This is a genomic window from Nostoc sp. (assembly GCF_036917375.1).
Classification (GTDB): Bacteria; Cyanobacteriota; Cyanobacteriia; order Cyanobacteriales; family Nostocaceae; genus Nostoc.
This window is the reverse complement of the sequence record NZ_JBALDN010000015.1, coordinates 222,771-243,659: the sequence shown is the minus strand read 5'-3', so window position 1 is coordinate 243,659 and position 20,889 is coordinate 222,771. Positions and strand designations below refer to the sequence as shown.

The following is a 20,889-nucleotide window of genomic DNA, read 5'->3' as shown; positions in this document are numbered from 1 at the left end:
ACCTGGAGATTTATCCACCTATAGGAAGAACTACTAACTTACATCTTTACTCTACAGTAAAAAAGATTTATAACATAGCGACCAAGTTAATGTCAGTAAAGCAGATTATAGAAATCTGTAATTACATAAATCTGACTTTATTTATTTTTTCGTAATGCTTAAGGTAGACACATCAAAAATCACCACCCAACAAGTTGAAGCTTTCCAGCGAGACGGTGTTATCTGCGTCAAAAATGTTTTGGATGACATCTGGGTAGAACGGATGCGAACAGCCGTTGACAAAAATGTATTAATCCCTGGTCCTTTAGAAGTTAAGGGCATCCCCAAATCAGAAGGTCATGTGGAACATAGCAGTAGCTTATGGCTCACTGATGCTGATTTTCGTGCTTTGGCTTTTGAATCTCCGCTAGCAATGCTCGCCGCTCAAGTCTTGAAATCGGAAAAACTGAACTTTTTGACTGACGGTTTTTTTGTTAAAAAGCCGAAAGCAAACAGCCGTGTTGGGTGGCATAACGACCTACCTTATTGGCCCATACAAGGCTGGCAGTGTTGTAAAATTTGGCTGGCTTTAGATAGTGTCAACCAAGAAAATGGTCGATTAGAGTATATCAAAGCTTCTCATCGATGGGGCAAGGAGTTACGTGAAGGATCGAACCCCTCCTGGTTTGTAGAGCCAGAGCCTCACGAAATTTTATCCTGGGATATGGAGCCTGGAGATTGCTTGGTTCATCATTTTCTCACAATTCATCATTCAGTAACGAACATATCTTCTACACAACGACGTGCGGTAGTCACGAATTGGACTGGCGATGATGTTACTTACTATCAACGCCCGAAAGCATGGCCTTTCAGACCTGTTGAAGAAATTGACCTACCAGAATTAAATTCATTCAAAACCAAAAAAACTGGTGAGCCAATAGACTGCGATATATTTCCGAGAGTTGAACTACATCACTAATTGCTGCAAATCAATAATTCGAGCGAATTGGAAGATGATTTGTACTAATATTTAACCATCTACTGATCGCGTTTTGGTAGTCTTAAACTTTTTGTTAGTGAATAAATAATTAAATTAACAATGATTAAGCCTCTATTGGTTAACACTTACGATCCCAAGGGAGGGGCGGGAGCTGCTCGTGCTGCTTATCGGCTACATCAGGAACTACTGAGGTTAGAAATTGATTCTCAGATGTTAATTCAAGATAAAAGAATAGCTGACTCTACTCTGGTAAGTTCTCCCAATAAGTTAGCCGAAACAATCTGGAAAGCGCGTCCGATTTTAAATGATTTACCACTAAATATTTATAGAAATAGGCAACGTAACCCTACATTTTTCCGGCTGCAATGGCTCCCTAATACAGTTACATCGCAAATTGCTAAACTCGAACCAGACATTATTAACCTGCATTGGATATGTGACGGATTTATACCAATTGAAGCACTGGCAAAATTCAATAAGCCTATTGTTTGGACATTTCATGATACGTGGGCATTCACAGGTGGATGCTGCTATTCTCTAGGATGCGATCGCTATACAAAATCTTGTGGAAATTGCCCTCAACTCGGTAGCAAGCAAAGCTGGGATTTATCTCGCTGGGTTTGGCAACGTAAAATTAAAGCATGGCAAAATCTCAAGCTTACTATTGTCACTCCTAGTAATTGGCTTGCTGAATGTGCTAAATCCAGTTCACTATTTTCAAATAGTGACATCAGAGTTATTCCTCACGGCTTAGACCTCAGTATTTATAAACCAACAAAGAGTCAAATAGCCAGAAACTTACTGAGCCTCCCGCAAAATAAGCAACTAATTCTATTCGGAGCAATCAACGCAACTAGCAATCCTAGAAAAGGATTTCAACTATTGCAATCAGCGTTGCAAAAATTGAGCCAGTCTGAGTGGAAAGATAAGATTGAATTAATTGTTTTTGGTTCATCTCAACCTCAAGATTCAGTTAATTTGGGTTTTAAGGTGCATTACTTAGGCAAAGTTGATGATGAGAATAAACTAGCGCTTTTGTATGCATCTGCGGATGTGATGATTGTGCCCTCAATTGAAGAAGCTTATGGACTGACTGCTTGTGAATCCCTGTCCTGCGGTACACCTGTGGTTTCTTTTGATTCAACGGGACTCAAAGATATAGTTGAACATCAAAAAAATGGATATCGAGCGCAATGTTTTAGTTGTGATGACTTAGCAAATGGTATTATCTGGGTAATAGAAGACAAAGAACGGCATCAAAAACTTCGCGCGAGCGCTCGTGAAAAAGCCGAACAAGAGTTTCCGATCGAGTTACAAGCATCTCGTTACTTATCCCTCTTTGAGGAAATGGTTACGCATTAATTTAACAACCACTGACTAGGAATTAAAAACCTTCTAAAAGCGTTGCTCTACAGCCATTTGGGTATCCTACGCGGGCGTTGGCAAAGCGATCGCAGTCTCAACCGTTTAATTAGCGATCGCTTTCCTACCCACTACAAGCAGAAAAACCTATAGCGATAAATTCACGAGCAATTCTGCAACACCTTTTGATTACTGCCTAAAGTTTCATTGATAGCTGTAATTAATAACTCATTTAGAGGAATTCCCGCCGCTTTCGCCATAGAGGAAATCACACTTTTGGGGGCAAAAGAACAATACAACCCGGCTTCTAAAAACCAAGGCTCTCCCTTTGGATCGATGCGGAAGTCAAATAAACTGTAGTGGCGACAACCCAAAGCCTGATGACACTTCTTAGCCACTTGCTGAACCTTTTGGGTAATCGGATCGTTAGGGTCTACAATCCAAGACTTCTTATTATCTTTAGCAGCAAAACCCAAGTTGCCATCATCGGTTTGTTGGAGTTTATCAGCATGCCTGCGGATGGGTTTGGAATAGGGGTCTAACAGATACTCTTCAAGGGGTAAACCCACTAGTTCCCCATCTCTGACAATAATGCCGCATCTGACTTCTCGACCGAGTTCGATGAATTCTTCTACAATCACCTCCGAAGCATATTCAAATGCTTGCTTGAGAGCAGCGTCATATTCAGTAGCCTCTTTGACTAAGGCCATCCCTAAAGAGTTATCGGAACTTACAGGTTTAACGATCGCTGGAGGTGTAATTGTCGGAACGTCTCCTTGGCGAAGCAGTTCTCCACGAGGCACTTTTACCCCTGCTGCTTCAACAATTGCTTTAGTTCTGGCTTTATGGGCCGTTATTGCCATGATATCTGGAGTATTACCTATGTAAGGGATCTGGAGCAGATCGAATAAAGCGCGGTATTCAGTCATTCCAGGAATACAAAACATTTGTGGTAACACGAGGTCAATGTTTTGCGCTGTTATAAACTGTATGGCATCAGACAGAGGCATCGGTTTGGTGTCAGCAATATCTTCCCGACTGAGTGAGGGAGGAAATCGCCACTGGCGATCGGGTGTGATGTATGCAATTTGAAAATCATATTGCGATCGATCTGCCGTTGCCGCGAGACAGTCTTGGGCATAAAGGCGTGACAAATCACAGTAAAAATCATTGTATGCAGACCCAACTAAATGAAGGATACGAAGTACTGACATTATTCATCTTCCTATGTATTGTTAGTTTTATATAGCGGTTCTCAGTTGAGTGGGCTATAAGAACCCCTCCCCGCAAGCAAGACTACGGTCTAACATCTTGGTAATGAAACCCAAACCCTGGATTTACCCCCCTTAATCCCCCCTTGTAAAGGGGGGAAAAAAGAAATCTAGTTCCCTCCCCTTTCCAAGGGAAAAAAGAAATCTAGTTCCCTCCCCAATACATACGGGGAGGGTTAGGGTGGGGTAAAACCTTGGTTCATCAGCTATTTCAGACTTCTGTATACACCGTAGACGAACGACGAGGCGGCTATGAGCTACTGAATTCTTCTTGAATTTACAAATTATTTAATCGCCACCTAATTCCACTAGTTTGCCAATGTTGAAGTCTATTTTTACCCATCCTTTGAGTTGTTGGAGATTCTTCAGCAAAAGTAAGGGAATCTGCCAATGATGCAAAGTCAAAAATGGTATAGGGTCATCAACACTGTAAATAGCATCAGTGCCCCGCACCAGAGTATTAACCGATGTTTGCAGTTGTTTCCAGGAACGAATACCAGTTAGTCGCCAGATTTCGTGATAGAGGAAGTAAGTCGGCTTGCTACTTGCTAAAGGTTCCAGAGGTGCAGCCAGGGAAGTTTTACCAAGATAGGCGTCTGCAACACCGGGGTGATTGTAGAACATTGTAATTGCCGAATGGGTACGGGGATTGCATTCAATGGCGTAAACTGTACCGTCTTCAGCTTGGATAAAGTCGAAAGAAACTTGTCCAGTCAGTCGCAAACTCTTAACGAAGTGTTGCACCCATTCACGGATTTGGGGATTTTCGACGTTTTCGTAGTTGATTTGAAACGCAGAAGAGTTTGAACAGCAATGCAATCTTAATTCCCCATCGCGTACTGTACTATGTGTGCATAATTCAATACCCGGAATAAACTCTTGCATGATCCAAGGTTTTTCTGCACTGATGGGTAAACTGTTGACAAAGGCTGCTGTCTCTTCTGGGGTGTCGCAGGGAAGTTTGGTTAAATTTAAGCGGCGAACGGAGTCGTAATCAATACTTTTAAGAATATATTTGCGGGTTTCTTGACTAAAGTCAAAGTTAATAACTTGTTGAGGATCGGTGATTTTAAACGATTTGGGGACAGATAAACCAAGCGATCGCGCCCGATCGGTAAAGGCAAATTTATCATCCAACATCTTGGTTATATCTGGATCGAAGTGGAAAACTTCGCAGTATTCTGATAATGCAGGCTTTGCTAAAGAGTCATAATAGCTAGCGACAGGACTGCATACAGGTACGTAAACGTCAACCTTTTCTTTTTTGACGATTTCTACTAGCGCCTGGATATAGCCTTCAGGATCTGATTGTGGAGCCGGAACTGTATAAAAACGACTTACCGCCTTTGAAAATCTATGACCAGACAACCAGTATTTGTGACCTTCAATCAAAATAACTCTGTGTCCTGCGGCATGGAAGGAGCGAGCAAGTTGCAATGCTTTAGTCATCTTAGCTCCACTCACCAAGATAGTTTGAGGATGAGCAGCTACGACAGCTTTTTTCGTAAACGGCGATCGCAAAATTCCCCACAGCAAAGATATCAATACTATCAAAGCATTGAACGGCAAGGCTATTAGTAATAATGTCAGAGTACCGAGAGTCTTGAATAGAGCTACTATTTTTACGCTAACACCTGTTGATGATGTTGGAGATTGAGGCAGAGATAAAGAAATTGATTGTGCCATAAGTCTTTCCTTTGTGTTTATTGTAGAGACGTTGCATTGCAACGTCTCTACAAACTTTGTTACACCACGCGTCTAATTAGGGTTACACCATCTCGGATGGGTAATAGAACTTGCTCTACACGAGGATCGGCAGCGACAACGCGATTGAACTGAGCGATCGCTTCACCGTTGGCGGTGCGTTGTTCGGGTGGTAGGTAAACTTGTCCCTGCAACAAAGTGTTATCCACACAGATTAACCCGTCGGGAGTCAGTAAGTTACTATCCAACACGATCTGGAAGTAATCTACATACTCTTTTTTATCGGCATCAATGAAGATCAGATCGAATACTTCTTTTCTGGCAGCCAACTTGTGGAGTGTTTCTAAGGCAGGTGCTACTTCCACAACGATTTTGTCGCCGTGGGGAGACTCACGAAAGCAAGCTTGAGCAAATTCAGCAACATAAGGATCTACTTCGCAACCGATAAGTTGCCCATCACTTGGTAATGCTTCTGCCATTGCTAAGGCTGAATACCCTGTGAACATTCCTACTTCTAGAATGCGCTTTGCTTTGGTGATATGAACAAACATTTTCAATGTCTGTCCTTCCAGATGTCCTGAGAGCATTTCCTGCTCTAGTTGGCGCACTGTTTCACCATCGCTGAAGCGCTTGCTCCAGTCTTCAATGCTAGTTTTCTGCGCTAATGCTGTTAATGCGGTCGATTCCGGGGTGGTGTAATCATCTAAGTAGGGATCTAACCCCGCCGCTAATTGAACTCCCTGCCGCAAAGAATCTAATATCTCTACAGGAATGTTGTTCTCTTCTGCTAATTTGAGGGTTTGCTGTAGCTGGGCTACTAAGATGCTATGTGGCGTTATCGGTCTAGCTGTTTCTCGTCCTAAAACACTCGTCATATCTTCACACCCCCACTAGCTTGCCTTTTTGACTTTCAATGTATGCGTCAACCCCTTCTCCGCCACGAGGGTATTTAGCACAAAGACGTTTGTGTTCAGCTAGAGCAGTATCAAGTTCTTCACGAGTCAGATCGTTGACAAAGAAGCACTCACCAATTGGACGAGGCATGGCTGCGCGTTGTTTGCCATCTCGTGTCAAGCTTATAGACTGGGTAGCATACCAAAGCAAATCTCCATCTAGTAGAGGATGATCGAGTGATAAACCGATACGACTCATCAAGTCTAGGATGCGATCGCGCTCTCCTGTGGTGATATAGCCGCGTTGCGCTGCAATGGTTGCAGACAAAGCCATATCTATATTGACCGCATGACCATGATATAGGGGTATCTGAGGTGCTAATTCTAGGGTAGGACTCCAAGTGTGACCGTAGGCGATGACGCGATCGAGGTCTATTTCATGCAAGTTAGGAGTTTCTAACTCCAACATGGTTTTGATTGCTTCATAGTTGACTTTATGGGCAATCTCTTTAATTTCCGGTGTGGCATTCACATGTCCAAAGTGGGTGGAAAGCAGTTCTTCGCCATATTCGTATAGCAGTTCAAAGACTTCAGAGTTAGAAACTACCGCAATTTTCACCAACTCTGCCATTCCATTACGAACTTGAGCCGTTGGCAAGGTTTTCAAAAATGAGAAATCGAGGATTACTTTCAAAGGTGCATGATATGCTCCCAAGCGATTTTTTTCCTTGCGATGATTAACTGCTACCTTAATCGCCACACCTGCATCAATTAAACCAATCAACGTGGTAGGAATGCGAATGTAGTTACTCTTGCGACGGTAAGCAGCACAAGCAAACCCAGCCACATCAGTAATTAGACCACCACCGACGACTAAGACTGGTTCTTTACGAACTAAGCCAAAATCCGAAAAAGCGTCGATAATTTTTTCAAAAGTTGCCAGGGTTTTAGCTGGCTCTGTAATGATGATCGGAAATACTGTCAGTTCAATGTCATAGTGTCTAAAATATGACCTGATCTGATCGCCATAAAGTTCGTGGACATTGGCATCAATCACAGTCAGACAGCGACCAAATTTTGCATAGCTATCTGCGATTTCTCGGTTTTCAATATCAAATGCACCGTTCACATAGACAAGACTAAAATCGATTTTTTCGTAACCTTGCACGTGAAACGCAGATTCCGTAGCTTTAAATGATGCTTGAACTTTATTCATGTGTCTTGACCTTATTCCAATTACAAAATTGTGAGATTTCGGTAATAATTGCGATTTACCCTAATGTCTGCCAGCAAAGAACTATGCTTTTTACCTTTTCAGATAAAAGACAAGACAAGATTAGCTTTTAATAAAAAGCTAACGCTTATTAATGACTGGCAATGTTATTAAACAACGCCATTCATTTGAGTAAATTTTGTAGATGGGTTAACCTTTAATTCGGTATAGCCTCAAACAAGTCAAGTAAATCCACTAGCAATGTACTAGAATAACACTTGCTGCTTCTTCTATGGATTATTGACTTTAAATTTGGGAAATTCATCTGAATTCAGATTTATTCCACTATGTTTAAATCTAATGGTTTTCCAACTGTACGATTCCGCAAAAATTCTAACCGAGATAACTGATTGTATAGTTGATCTCCCAGCTTCAATTTTAGATTAGAACCCTGATTAATCGTTAGTTCGCTGTTTATGAGCATTAGTCTCAAACCTTATATTACTAAACTTGTTACACTCTCTTTGCTTCAGAATAACAGTGGACTTTTAGAAAGTTGATTTGAATTTTTATTAACTCCACTATACTTGTCTCTAGCAACTTTCCGATCGTTAGACCTTGCAAAACTCATATCTTAGTAAACTACTCATATTGTCTATCTCTAGGCTGACATTTGATATTACAGAAATAATTAATCCTCATCTCGCTGTTTTTTTTGGATTAGTCTCAAACCATAAAATCGCTAAAAAGAAAGATTACTCACTGCATTCTATTTATTCAGAATGCCAGTAAAATCCTTCTTTACTCAGTCAATTTACTGCTCAGTAATCAACATACCTACCTTAGCAACTCCTGAAAATTCAAAACTTAAATGTATATGAGTTCCTTGTAACAAAAGTTAAACTTTTTTAAGGAATGCTTGTGTTTTTTAAAGGTTTCTAAGTTTGCTTTAATTGCCTTCTTAGCCCTAAATTAAGCTTTTTCAGCTTCAAACAGCAAATAATTTACTAGTTGGTAAGTGAAAAGTGCAATACAAATCATAACATTACATTAATACAAATCATAACATCTGTAAATATCTTTAAGTCAATCCACCACGCGAAGTGTACTGGATAACCAGATATCTGCAAAAAATATGTCTAAAGATAGATATTTTGAGCGGCAGCTATATCTAACAGACATCTGTGAATTTAATCATACGTTGCGTTGCGCGAAATCCGTCGCTTTTGTCGGTTCTAGATGCAAACACATACAAAGTTTCGCTTTGGCAGACAAGTTTACGATAAAAGATCGCAACTACACTAATTCACATAGATAGCAGAATATTGCCACAATATGCGTCCCAAGTGGCATAGTCTAAGACATCATGGAACACACGCTATTTTTAGATCATATCTGCGTTGAAAACTGACAACGTTACTGTTGTGCTAGATAGCTGCCAAAGGGGGGAATCTGTGAGTGCGATCGCTTAGTTACTTTACAATATAAAAAAAGTTGAGTATTTATAAATATTGGGATTGAGTTCATAATTAAAGGGCAACCTTAACATAAATAACTCTTAACCCAAGCGTATTGACTTATGGATTTTAAAGAGTTGCTCAAGGGTTATCCTTGAGTATTTCTCACAAACAAAATCTATATTAAATTACTTTTTATAAAATCTTAAGATTTCTTAACTTAGTTTAAAAAATCTTGGTATTGACTTCAGAATATTTGGAGCGATCGCTTTGTAAAGGTTAGTTGATATTAGTTGTCAAATTGCTGGTGAAGTTAGAAACTAAAGAAATACAACACACGCAATTATTTTATGACTGCTATTTCTAACCTTGAATTCAAACGACCAATTTGGCAAACCGCGATCGTATTGACCTTGGGCTTTTGGCTCAGTGCTAGTCTCGTTTTAGACTGGGTAATTATGCCTAGCCTTTATCTTTCTGGGATGATGAGTCAAGCTGGTTTTACGACAGCAGGTTATGCAATTTTTTGGAACTTCAATCGGATGGAATTGTTATCAGCTGCTGTAGTGCTAACTGGGGCACTAGCTTTGAGCAAAACCCGATATCACTGGAGTATTGGCAGTATTGTTTTATCTGTGCTGCTGCTAACTATCGCTGTGCTTGACACCTATTTCTTAACTCCGCAGATGTGCGCTATAGGAGTTCAACTTAACCTATTTGAAGCTGCTGCTGCTATTCCATCGACAATGAATTTACTACACGGTAGTTATTGGCTGCTGGAAGTAGTGAAGCTGATAGCTGGTGGTACACTTTTAAGCTGGTGCTGGCGGGAGCAATTTTAAGTAGATGGAGAAAGTATAACGGTGAGAATGTCCACTTATAAATCTCACGCTAAAGACGCAAAGAATTTCTTTGCGTCTTTTCACTATATATATCGTTATGGGTTGATGAATGTGATGTTTACGACAGGCTACGCCTAAGCGTACAATTTTGTATTTATATTTGTGATTTTTCAAACTTAGGATTTTTCGGGTAAATTGCTACCATAAAATAATTCAGTTTTTTATAAGTGTAATTCCATAAGTAGACATATAGTTCTCTTTTACTATACATTTTCAGCTTTCCCGGACATCTAAACAAATAAATATTTATAACAATTTTCTGGAAGATGATATTAATTAGTTTTCATGTTTACTTTACTGATTTATCATGAAGTTTATATATTTCTACTAATTTTTTTTGAAAATTATAGTAATCTAAGTTTTAGTGAGCATGTTACTTGTTATCTACCATCTAGCTGAAAACAGCTATTTTGCAAGGTATCTACTACTAATCAAGAATTTTCCTGTAAGTTCTTGAATTTGTTACTCCAATTTGTGCAGGGTGAATATTTAGGCCCACACAACATTAGAACCCGTTTCCAGTACTTATGAAGAGATTCCCTTCTGCTGATTTGGTTGCCTGTGCATCTCATCACACACCATCATGGCGGCAATTATCAGCAAACTCATTCTGCTCTACAATCACAAACTTAAGTAAGATATTGAACTTTTGGAATGCTTAGTTTTGAATAATACTTTTTCTCTTGTGAAGTTACCCTCAAGAATAAACTTCTTGAAAAAGTACCCGACGACTTTCGTTACGGATATAAAAACATACTGACTTAGCGCGGACTTAATGCCTATAAACCTTGATGGAGAAACATTTGCATTTACATTACAGTAGATTTTGGTTGCTCCAGACTTCAGGATGAGGGGCAAAAACTTTTGCAAAAGAATTCAAGTATCTATAATTTTAGGCTACAAAATACGGATAACAATGATACTTTTGTGACTGATGGGCGAGAGCCAATGGTCTTTGTGTGGCACTTGAGTTACTGTTAGATTGGCTAAATTAGCTAAAGATACAGAAAACCAATCTAATTTTTGAAATACTATATCCTGGCAACTAGTCGGGCAATTTTGCTATTGGTCAGTAGCATTAATTGGTTTAGTTGTAAGTTGTGGATAATAGCTTAACAGAGATTGGTGAATTAAGAGTTGGGGGGTGTGGAATCTCTGTACTAACTCAAATATGACCGCTATATTTATCTGAAAAGTGCTTTCAACAAAGTCACGGTGGATTCCGAAAAGGTAATTCACTAGTTTTGCCTGCAAATGTTAATTTTATTTCAGAGCGATCGCAATGAAGACACTTCCGATTAGTAGATACAGATTTTTTCAAAAGCTCCAGCCCCTACCTTTGTTGAAAAAAATCACTGGTAAGTCGGTTACTGGTTGTTTACAAGTGTTTAGCACATCAGGCTCTTGGTCAATATATGTAGATGAGGGGAAGCTAATTTATGCCAGCTACTCAGAGAAAATGTTTGAGCCGCTTTACAGAAATTTGCAATGCTTGAGCCAGCAAATTTCTACTCTCCCTGACGGAATCAAAGATCAGTTGCGGGCGATATTTGAAACTGGTATTGAAAATCAGGCAATACCGAACCCAGATTATCTGGCTATTTGTTGGTTAGTCAATCAGAAATATATCAGTTCCTCTCAAGCAGCAATGCTGATAGAGCAATTGGCGCTAGAAGTTCTAGAGTCATTTCTGAATTTAGAGGAGGGAAGTTATGAATTTATTCCTGAGAGTTTTCTGGATGATATGCCAAAGTTTTGTCATCTAAATGTTCGTTTATTAGTTGAACGATGTTTAACGCCCCAGAATGAAGCGATTTATCGTCAAACATCGCCAAGTTATCAATCGCATACCTCACAGTTTTTCCAAATAAATGAGCTACAAACTAAAGCCAAAACTACGCCAAAGTTACCTAAAATACACGGCTCTAAACCAGCAACTTACTCGATTAATACTAATGCACACAGGGGTCAGCAAATCATCCAACCGCCTGCTGACAGAAAAATCTACACAATCTTGTGTATTGATGACAATCCTACGGTATTAAATGCTATTAAAAGTTATTTAGATGAGCAGACCTTTTCCGTTATCGGAGTCACTGATTCCTTAAAAGCTTTAATGCAGATTATCCGTATAAAACCCGACATAATTTTGTTGGATATATCAATGCCTAATCTCGATGGATATGAACTCTGTTCTTTGCTGCGTAAACACTCACATTTTAAAAATACACCTGTGATTATGGTGTCAGAAAAAGTAGGATTTCTAGATAGGGCTAAAGCGAAGATGGTTAGAGCATCAGGCTATTTAACTAAGCCTTTTCAACAAGGAGATTTACTAAAAGTCATTTTTCAACATATTGTTTAATTTCCTAATATAAAAAATCACTTCATTTAAGCAGCCTATTCTTTTAGATATTTAAGGTTGGATATTATTTGCTTCACTATCATTGTAGTTATAGAAAATTATCTGGATAAGTTAAAATTAATTAGTCATTATCTTATAGAGGCAGATTAATACAGCAAAATACAGAATTCAGAAGCAAAACAAGCTTTCTACCTGGATAGCAAACTTAGCTTGTGTATCTCATCAACTTGAAATCTGCTACACAAGTTTTTAACAATGACAAATAATCAGTTAATCTACATCTTTTTTAAAATTGGTATTAGTTACAAGCCCTAACCGAAAAGTCGGTAGGATTATTTTTCTTGAAATGTCCAGACTCCTTCATCCCAATCTGATTCTGTTGGGGGTGATTGTAACCAATGCTGACAACGTAACAGATGTAACATAGCAGCTTTGTCCTGGCTGTCTGCTGCCAAAACTAGGGCAAATTCAGCTCTAGCACGGTTAAAATCGCGTTTGAGGTAATATTCGCGTCCTTTGTGATAATGCTCAATCACTTGCAATTTTTCGCTTTCAATTGGATTGGAACGCAAACCCAGTAATTCGTATATGGCTACTGGTTCGTTTCTACCCTTGACACGAATGTAATCTAGTTCCCTAGCCCAAATATTATCTTGGCAAGGTTTAAAAGTGTTATGGCTAATAATAATATCGCAACCGTACTGTTTACTAACACTTTCTAATCGGGAGCCAAGATTAACGCCATCACCAATGGCGGTAAATTCCATCCGTTTACTAGAGCCAATATTTCCACTAATCACGGTATCTGAGTTGATGCCGATACCAATTTTAATTCTAGGCTTATTATCTATATGGCGACGTTGATTAAATTCATGCAAGCGATCGCGCATTTCTAAGGATGTTTGTACTGCCATCCAAGCGTGTTCTTCTAATGGAAGAGGAGAACCAAATACAGCCATGATGGCATCGCCGATATATTTATCAAGAGTGCCTTTATGTTTAAAGACTGCTTCCACCATTGATTCAAAATATTCATTGAGCATACTCACCACTTCTTCTGCTTCCAAGTTTTCTGTTAATGTGGTGTAGCCGCGAATATCGGAAAATAAAATCGAAACTTCTTTGCGATCGCCTCCTAGTTTAGCGTCATCTAATTTCAGCAATTCTTCGGCTAATTCCTGGGTCATGTAGCGGTACATCGTACTTTTGAGCCGCTTTTCATCACTAATATCTTCCATCACCACCAGCGCCCCACGGACTTGCTCTTGGTCGCTAGCATCAGCAATTGTGTTAATCGATAAATTAATACTATGCTGTTCTGTACCAGTGCTTATAAGTGTGCGATCGGGGTAATATTGCTGGCGACCTTTTAAGTCAACTGCATGTAAAGCATCCTGATACCACTTGCTAAAGTCGCCTTCTTTAATGCCGATCGCGTCAGTAACTATTTTACCTTCTAAACGGTCTTCTGCCTCCAGTCCTAGCAAACGCTTGGCACTTTCATTAGCGGCGATAATTAGCCCAGTTTTATCAGTGGAAACCACGCCATTGGAAAGACTACGCAAAATATCCCGTTGCATTTGTTCTTGTTGCTTGACTGTGGCAAACAACTGAGCATTTTGCAGCGCGACTCCCGCTTGAATATTAAAAGCTTCCATGAACTCTTCATCGTTGCGGTCAAAGCTAGCTTGGAAGCAGTCGGGAGCTTTGGGCCAATCAGCTGGATTATAAGGGGGAAAATCCCCGGATTTCTTTTTATTTACGAGTTGGGTAACGCCAATCAGTTGTTGATCGGCATTAAATACTGGCATACAAAGTAAGCTACAGGTGCGATAGCCATTTTGCTGGTCTAGTTTTTGGGCTGTTTCTGAGTCAGGATCGTAGTACAAATCAAAGCCAATATTTAACTTCTTGCCAGAAGCCGCGACTATCCCAGCAAAGCCTTTACCTACAGGGACTCGTAACTCTTTTGTTGAACCATCATCCTGAGTGATTTTCGTCCACAATTCATGGCGATCGTGGTCTATTAACCATAGTGTACTGCGATCGGCATTCATCAGCTCCTTGGCTTCATCCATCACCCGTTTGAGGGTGTCTTCTAAGTCGAGACTACTTTGAGAAAGTGACTTGATTGCCTTCATTAACGCCGCTACTGCCCTTTGTTTTTGGGTGGCTACATAAAAAGAGCGCGAGGACTCTAAAATCAGGCAAATAGAAGGGGCAAATTCTTGAAATAATTGTTCGTCAGCACGGGTAAAACCTTTGGTATCAATGCGCTCTGCAAGTGGAGTATCGTGATTATTTCCAGAAGATTTTAATTTATTCAGTAATTGTACTACTGCAACTAATTGCCCATGTTCATTTAACAACGGCAAAGCTAGCATGGTGTAAGTGCGATAGCCAGTTCTTTTTTCTTGTTCTTGGGCAAAATGCGATCGCGGATCGTTATAAAAATCAAAGGGAATATTGATAACTTCTTTAAAAGTGGCGACTTCACCACCAATGCCTTTATTTGCGGGGATGCGAATTTCTAAAGAGCGACCGCCCTCGCCCTCAGCTAGAATTGACCAAAGTTCTTGTTTTTCTTCATCCAATAAAAATATCGTCGTCCGGTCTGCTCCCAGCAATTCCCCGGTTTTCAAGGTAATCGAATGCAACATTTCTTGCAAAATAGTTTCAAACCCTTGAGAATCAAGCATTGATAGGGTTTGATGAACAATTTGCAATTTTTGCTCGACATCCTTAACGACTTGTTTAAAAGTATCCTGAGTCAAGGGAGCAAGAAACGAAGAAAAAGTTCCTTGTCTTGTGGCAAGAGCACCCACAGGAGCAGATTTTGCTGGTAATTCGAGGTTTTCTTGGTTGTGAACACCAATAACCAAATCGGTGGTCTCCCCACAACTTCCTTGATACGCTGACATAACTGGTATTTTATATAACAGGATGAGGTTTTAGATTTAACAATGAGATTAAATTTATGTAAGTGGTGTTAAAAGCAACAATTGCTCGACATTATCCATAGTTTAATCGCTTGTTTAGCCAGCGTCATCCTGTGAATAAACGCTCAAGTTGATTACCAACAAGCATGGCTTGACTAAAAGCCCTTCCCACTGGTGGATACAGATGATAAATAGAGGGTTAGACCCCTCATCTAAACGAAAAAACAATGTTTTCCGCAGGGGATTGATTGTTAATGTTGCGTTGTAAGATTTTGCAAGGGCACACTAATGAGCATTGCTGTATCCGTAGGATATAGTCGATTTATCTGAAAATGGCTGTGTTTTTAAGTAAATATACGTAGGTTGTGAATTGACTGCGATCGCTTCTTGTCGCAGATATGTCAGCCAGGAAAATAAAGCGCTGAGTAAACAATAGACTATTCATTTTTCTACAAATAGAGTTAATTAAAAATATTAAGCACAATATTATCTCAGCCAAACATAAATATAAAATCAGATTCAATCTTTGAATTTAACCCATATATTAGATGGGCTGGAAAATTCACCCTATTATTGGAAATCCACAGGATTATTTTAATGAAAAAATTAAAGACTCAAGTATTTTTAGGCTTGACAGGTGCATTTTTGGCAATCGGATATTCCAGTTTGCTAGCTAGAGAAATTCCCATACAGAATACATCAAATCTCAGAAAGGATTTAGTAGCGCAATTAGAAACCAATCCAAATGTCAATGAGTATTTGGAGAAAAATAAACCAGAAAGTTATAAAGCTCTGAAAAAGCAGTTAGATGAAGCGATTGAGGATGCAAAAAGACCGAGTGAAGATAAAGTAATAAAAAATCTTTGGTCATTATCAAAAACTAATCCTCAAATCAAGTGGAGAGAAAATAACGGCAAAATTGAATATCTGATGGCAAGTTGGAAATATGTCAAAAACCCAACTGAGGATTGGAAAGTAGGTACAAAAAAAAGCATAGAAGCACGGACTTGGTTAACAGCCGTTCCTCAAGTTAAGGAATTTTGTCAAAATTGTAAGGGGATCGGTATAAATATTCCCGGTAATATTATGCTTTCTCTGAGGTTACAACAGTACTTAGGCTTAATTTTAAATAGAAATTCAAATAAGACGCATTTTGTCGAAATGTGGGTGAAAGCTGAAGATTTAAGTAGACCATGTGTTGACCCAGAAATTAATGATTCTAGTTGTAATGTTTTTAATATACCGATTCCTGTTAGTTATCCAATTTTGCAAGAGATATACACAGCTTCTTATGCAGTCGCTAATCAAGAACATTATCCTTGGACAGGTTTAGGTTACACCTATGATTGGGGAAATCCGAAAAAACCTCGTGAAGGAGCTAGTGAGTTTTTGATCGACGGAACTAAAGAGAAACCAATAGAAGTAGAAGTTGTTTCAGTCACAGCGACGAAAGAATATTGTAATAATCAATATTTAACGCTAAAAGATTAGAAATGAGCGCTCATGAAACATCTTGAAGGTAAAGTGGCTTTAGTAACAGGTGCTACGCGGGGAATTGGTAGAGGAATTGCTATTGGCCTTGGTGAAGCTGGTGCAACTGTATACATCACGGGTCGCAGCCTCAACAACTCCTCCAGTGATGGGGTTTCAGGGAGTCTTAATGAAACGAAATCAGCCATTGAGGAAGTCGGGGGTGTATGCATTCCCGTCCAAGTAGACCACAGCGACGATGAGCAGGTGCGTTTGCTTTTCGATCGCATTCAAGATGAGCAAAATGGCCAACTCGACCTACTGGTAAATAATGCTTACTCAGGAGTTCAGGCATTAAAAGACGCTCAGGGACAGCCCTTTTGGGATTGTGAACCGAGTCTTTGGGATGCTAGCAACAACGTTGGTCTTCGGAGCCACTATGTTGCGAGTGTTTTTGCAGCTCGGATGATGACTAGGCGTAAGTCTGGACTAATTTGCACTATTTCCTCGTGGGGTAGTATGTTTTATCTCTTTAATACAGTTTATGGTGTTGGTAAAGCAGCTTGCGATCGCCTAGCTGCTAATATGGCTGTTGAGTTAAAACCCCATAACGTCGCTTCTGTTTCAATTTGGCCGGGTATTGTTGGTACTGAGCTTTTTTCTCGTTTTGCTTCGGAAATGAATCAAACCAATGCTAATGAAAATAATTTCTCATTTTTAAGCGATCGCTACAACTGGGAAACTCCCTTATTTACTGGACGAGCGATCGCTGCACTTGCTAGTGAGCCAAATATAATCCGCCATACAGGACGCGTGCAGATTGTTGCTGAACTAGCTAAGAAATATAATCTTGTAGATGAAAATGGCGATCGTCCTGCATCCCTACGCTCTCTACGTTTTGTATTACCTGCTGCATTGCCTGTACTGAGAAACTACTCATGGCTCATACCTGATATTAAACTGCCGTGGTCGCTGCTATTATTGAATGCCCTCAGTTCGCCTAAAATTTAATGGGCATCGGGCATGGAGCCAGAAGAGATGCGTCTTAAATAATGCAATAATAAGTCTTTGAACTCCGTTGACGAGTATTTGAACTGGATGAATCCACCTTTTATCTCCGTTAACGAGTATTTGAACTGGATGAATCCACCTTTGATCTCCGTTAACGAGTATTTGAACTGGATGAATCCACCTTTGATCTCCGTTAACGAGTATTTGAACTGGATGAATCCACCTTTGATCTCCGTCAACGAGTATTTGAACTGGATGAATCCACCTTTTATCTCCGTTGACGAGTCTTTGAACTGGATGAATCCATCTTTGATCTCCGTCAACGAGTATTTGAACTGGATGAATCCACCTTTGATCTCCGTTGACGAGTCTTTGAACTGGATGAATCCACCTTTGATACTCGTGAATCAAAATACCTTCAAAAACCTTGATGTATCCTTACTGCTCACCTACTGTCCACCCACTTCAAAATAAGCAAATTTTGTCACCCCTTCACTAAACAAGCTGTTTAAGATCGTAAAACTTTGTATCCTGAATTAATAGGTCACAATAGTTCTTTTAAAACTGGTGCAAGAAGATTTTCGGTTAATTGTTGATTTAGTTTTAGTTCTAGGCGTTGCAGCCTGTGGCGGACTATTAGCGGCACTTTTGCGACAACCCGTGCTGCTGGGGTATCTCATTGGCGGGATAGTCATTGGGCCAACGGGACTGGGATTGATAAAAGAACTAATTCAAGTAGAGACTCTGGCACAGTTTGGGGTCGCCTTTTTGTTATTCGCCTTGGGTGTGGAATTTTCCTTTGCGGAACTCAAGAAGGTAAAAGCGATCGCTCTTGGTGGAGGTGGACTCCAGATTGCTTTGACGATTTTGGTGACAGTTTTAGTATGCGGGTTAAGCGGAGCCTGGGGAGCTTTACCTGCAAAGGGGATGTTTTTGGGGTGTATTTTGTCCCTGTCTTCCACAGCAGTTGTTCTCAAATGCTTGATGGAGCGCAACGAAACAGAAACACCCCACGGGCAAGTGATGCTAGGGATTTTGGTAGTCCAGGATTTGGCACTAGGACTGATGTTAGCAGTCTTACCAGCCCTCAACCAACCAGCAGAAACTATTGGCATTGCTGTCCTAACAGCGCTAGGTTCGATTGCTTTATTTGCTGCTGGGGCGGTAGCTGCGGGGATTTGGCTGATACCGCCTTTGTTGCAACTGCTAGCTCGTACTGAAAGCAAAGAACTATTTTTATTAGGGGTTGTAGCCCTGTGTTTAGGCATTGCCCTGTTGACAGAGCATTTGGGACTGTCGATTGAAATGGGGGCATTTGTCGCGGGTTTGATGATTTCTGAGGTGGAGTACGCCGACCAAACCCTGACTTATGTCGAACCACTGCGAGATATCTTTGCCAGTTTATTTTTTGCTGCCATTGGGATGTTAATTGACCCAGTGTTTTTGTGGAACAACCTAGAATTGATTTTGGGGTTGGTGGCAATAGTTTTCGTCGGTAAATTTTTAATTATCACGCCCTTAGTAAAACTGTTCCACTATCCTTTGAAAACAGCCATAATCGCCGGTTTGGGATTGGCGCAAATTGGGGAATTTTCCTTTGTTCTGGCTAGTGAAGGGCAGTCTTTGGGGCTGGTGTCTCGACAAATATACTTATTAATTTTGGGAACCACCGCAGTCACTCTGATGCTGACTCCTTTTGTACTGCGGTTAGTGCCATTTTTATTTAACTTTGCCGAATCAATGCCTTGGTTAAAACCGTATTTAGAAGAAGATGAAGCGCGGGATGTATCGGAAGATTTGCCCTTCAAAGATCATGTAGTTGTTTGTGGCTATGGGCGAGTCGGCAAGAATTTGGTGAAGTTGTTGCAGCAACACGACCTACCTGTGGTGGTAATCGACCAATCGGAGAGGAGAATTCAGCAGTTGCGCGAGGCTGGGGTGTCTTATGTCTATGGCAATTGCGTCAGTTTACACGTTTTAGAAACTGCCGGGGTGAATCATGCCAAAGGAATGGCGATCGCACTCCCAGATCCCATAAGTACTCGTCTTTGCTTGAAACGCGCTTTGGAATTGCGCCCAGAATTAGATTTGGTTGTCCGTGCTACCCAGGATAAAAATATTGAGGTGCTGTATCAATTGGGAGCAAGGGAAGTTGTGCAACCAGAGTTTGAAGCCAGTTTAGAAATGGCAACCTATTTATTAACTGGCTTAGGTTTGTTGTCGCCACCTGTGGTACAGCGAGAAATGCAGCAAATTCGTAACGATCATTATTTAGATTTGCGGCCAGAGCGCTCTGCAACTGAAGTTGCTCGTGATTTGCGCCAAGCCACCCGCGATTTAAATCAGCGCTGGTATCCTTTACCATCCAATTCGCCCTTAATTGGCATGAGCATAGAAGAAGCAGATATGCGCTATTTAACAGGAGCGAGTTTGATGGCAATTCGCCGCGCTAACGGCGAAGAAATTGATTATCCCAATAATCAAACCAAATTAGCAGAAGGCGATCGCTTATTGGTAGTAGGAGCAAATGAAGAACTGGCGGCTTTGGCAGAATTCGCAAAGGGACAAGCGGCTGTACCCGGAGAAAATAGTGCTTGTCAGTGGGTTACAGTCAATGCAGATGCGCCAACGCTAGGTAAAACCCTTGCAGATTTAGATATCGCCAAGCAATATGGAGTACAAGTACAGGCGATCCGGCGAGATGGTAAATTTATCCGCTATCCTGATGGCGGTATGGATTTACAAGTTGGCGACCAAGTATTATTATGTGGTGGCTTGACAGGTCTAAGTCAACTACAACAGTTATTTGCGATCGCTAATTCAGTACCCCTGTCTATCCCAGTGGTGAAAGCTGGTGAAGCAGAAGCGCTCAAAGACTTTCTACCTGTCGATAGTGTGACTGATTGAACTTTAAGACTCCGCAAGCTAAGTGGCTCAATATAGCGATCGCGCCTTTGGGATGGTAGTGACTTGGCTCTGAAAGGGTGCTTTTTCATATTCTTTTAGGATAATACCCAGATTCAAGATGTTATCTCTGATCCGGACATCATCATGGATTGAGTAATTTGCAGCTCAGTTTCGGTAACAGTCCATCCATAAGAGCTTAAGAGGATGTTTGAAAAGTGGTTGCAGGATAAGGCGACAAATCAAGCTTGAGGACTGGCGATCTTTTGCCTTTTACTACTCTAAATTTTGATTCTCTTTTGCAAAAAAGTATTTAATGGGGTCATCTGCTTGATCTTTGTCAATCGCAGAATTTTTTGGTCTATTGAATTTGATTACCTTGTTTGATAACTGAATTTATCTAAGAATTGAGCTTTACT

General features: G+C 40.4%; 13 protein-coding genes. 8 read left to right on the top strand and 5 right to left on the bottom strand.

Annotated features, from left to right (window positions below):
- The first annotated feature begins 154 nt into the window (after positions 1-154).
- Positions 155-958, top strand: coding sequence for a phytanoyl-CoA dioxygenase family protein (locus V7K45_RS04055; RefSeq protein ID WP_335000628.1), 804 nt, complete (start codon positions 155-157; stop codon positions 956-958).
- A 120-nt stretch (positions 959-1,078) separates the two neighbouring features.
- Complete coding sequence (locus tag V7K45_RS04050; protein WP_335000626.1) at positions 1,079-2,341, top strand: glycosyltransferase family 4 protein; 1,263 nt, start codon at positions 1,079-1,081, stop codon at positions 2,339-2,341.
- A 161-nt stretch (positions 2,342-2,502) separates the two neighbouring features.
- On the opposite strand, the gene V7K45_RS04045 is transcribed toward V7K45_RS04050, so the two are convergent.
- The 4 genes from V7K45_RS04045 to V7K45_RS04030 all read right to left on the bottom strand — a co-directional run bounded on the left by V7K45_RS04045 (position 2,503) and on the right by V7K45_RS04030 (position 7,425).
- The gene (locus V7K45_RS04045; RefSeq protein ID WP_335000624.1) at positions 2,503-3,555 is read right to left on the bottom strand and encodes a D-alanine--D-alanine ligase family protein; all 1,053 of its coding nucleotides are present in this window, start codon (positions 3,553-3,555) and stop codon (positions 2,503-2,505) included.
- Positions 3,556-3,900: 345 nt separating this feature from the next.
- Positions 3,901-5,298 (bottom strand): ATP-grasp domain-containing protein, encoded by a 1,398-nt coding sequence (locus V7K45_RS04040; protein ID WP_335000622.1) that lies wholly within the window; start codon positions 5,296-5,298, stop codon positions 3,901-3,903.
- A gap of 59 nt (positions 5,299-5,357) precedes the next feature.
- A complete protein-coding gene (locus V7K45_RS04035; RefSeq protein WP_335000620.1) occupies positions 5,358-6,191 on the bottom strand; it encodes an O-methyltransferase in 834 nt (277 codons plus the stop codon).
- A gap of 4 nt (positions 6,192-6,195) precedes the next feature.
- Positions 6,196-7,425, bottom strand: a complete 1,230-nt coding sequence (locus V7K45_RS04030) for a sedoheptulose 7-phosphate cyclase (RefSeq protein ID WP_335000618.1) — start codon at positions 7,423-7,425, stop codon at positions 6,196-6,198.
- Between the two features lie 1,804 nt (positions 7,426-9,229).
- Between V7K45_RS04030 and V7K45_RS04025 the strand changes: the two genes are divergently transcribed.
- On the top strand, positions 9,230-9,721 hold the full coding sequence (locus V7K45_RS04025) for a hypothetical protein (RefSeq protein ID WP_335000616.1): 492 nt from the start codon (positions 9,230-9,232) through the stop codon (positions 9,719-9,721).
- Between the two features lie 1,342 nt (positions 9,722-11,063).
- Positions 11,064-12,146 carry a response regulator gene (locus tag V7K45_RS04020; RefSeq protein ID WP_335000614.1) on the top strand — a complete coding sequence of 361 codons (1,083 nt, stop codon included), beginning with the start codon at positions 11,064-11,066 and terminating at the stop codon, positions 12,144-12,146.
- A gap of 332 nt (positions 12,147-12,478) precedes the next feature.
- On the opposite strand, the gene V7K45_RS04015 is transcribed toward V7K45_RS04020, so the two are convergent.
- Positions 12,479-15,067, bottom strand: a complete 2,589-nt coding sequence (locus V7K45_RS04015) for a GAF domain-containing protein (RefSeq protein WP_335000612.1) — start codon at positions 15,065-15,067, stop codon at positions 12,479-12,481.
- 615 nt (positions 15,068-15,682) lie between these two features.
- Between V7K45_RS04015 and V7K45_RS04010 the strand changes: the two genes are divergently transcribed.
- The 4 genes from V7K45_RS04010 to V7K45_RS03995 all read left to right on the top strand — a co-directional run bounded on the left by V7K45_RS04010 (position 15,683) and on the right by V7K45_RS03995 (position 20,473).
- Positions 15,683-16,576, top strand: coding sequence for a hypothetical protein (locus V7K45_RS04010; protein WP_335000610.1), 894 nt, complete (start codon positions 15,683-15,685; stop codon positions 16,574-16,576).
- A gap of 12 nt (positions 16,577-16,588) precedes the next feature.
- Positions 16,589-17,566, top strand: a complete 978-nt coding sequence (locus tag V7K45_RS04005) for an SDR family NAD(P)-dependent oxidoreductase (RefSeq protein ID WP_335000608.1) — start codon at positions 16,589-16,591, stop codon at positions 17,564-17,566.
- 57 nt (positions 17,567-17,623) lie between these two features.
- Positions 17,624-18,040: a hypothetical protein gene (locus V7K45_RS04000; protein WP_335000606.1), complete on the top strand. Its 417-nt coding sequence runs from the start codon at positions 17,624-17,626 to the stop codon at positions 18,038-18,040.
- 93 nt (positions 18,041-18,133) lie between these two features.
- A complete protein-coding gene (locus V7K45_RS03995; RefSeq protein WP_335000604.1) occupies positions 18,134-20,473 on the top strand; it encodes a cation:proton antiporter domain-containing protein in 2,340 nt (779 codons plus the stop codon).
- The last annotated feature ends 416 nt before the right edge of the window (positions 20,474-20,889 follow it).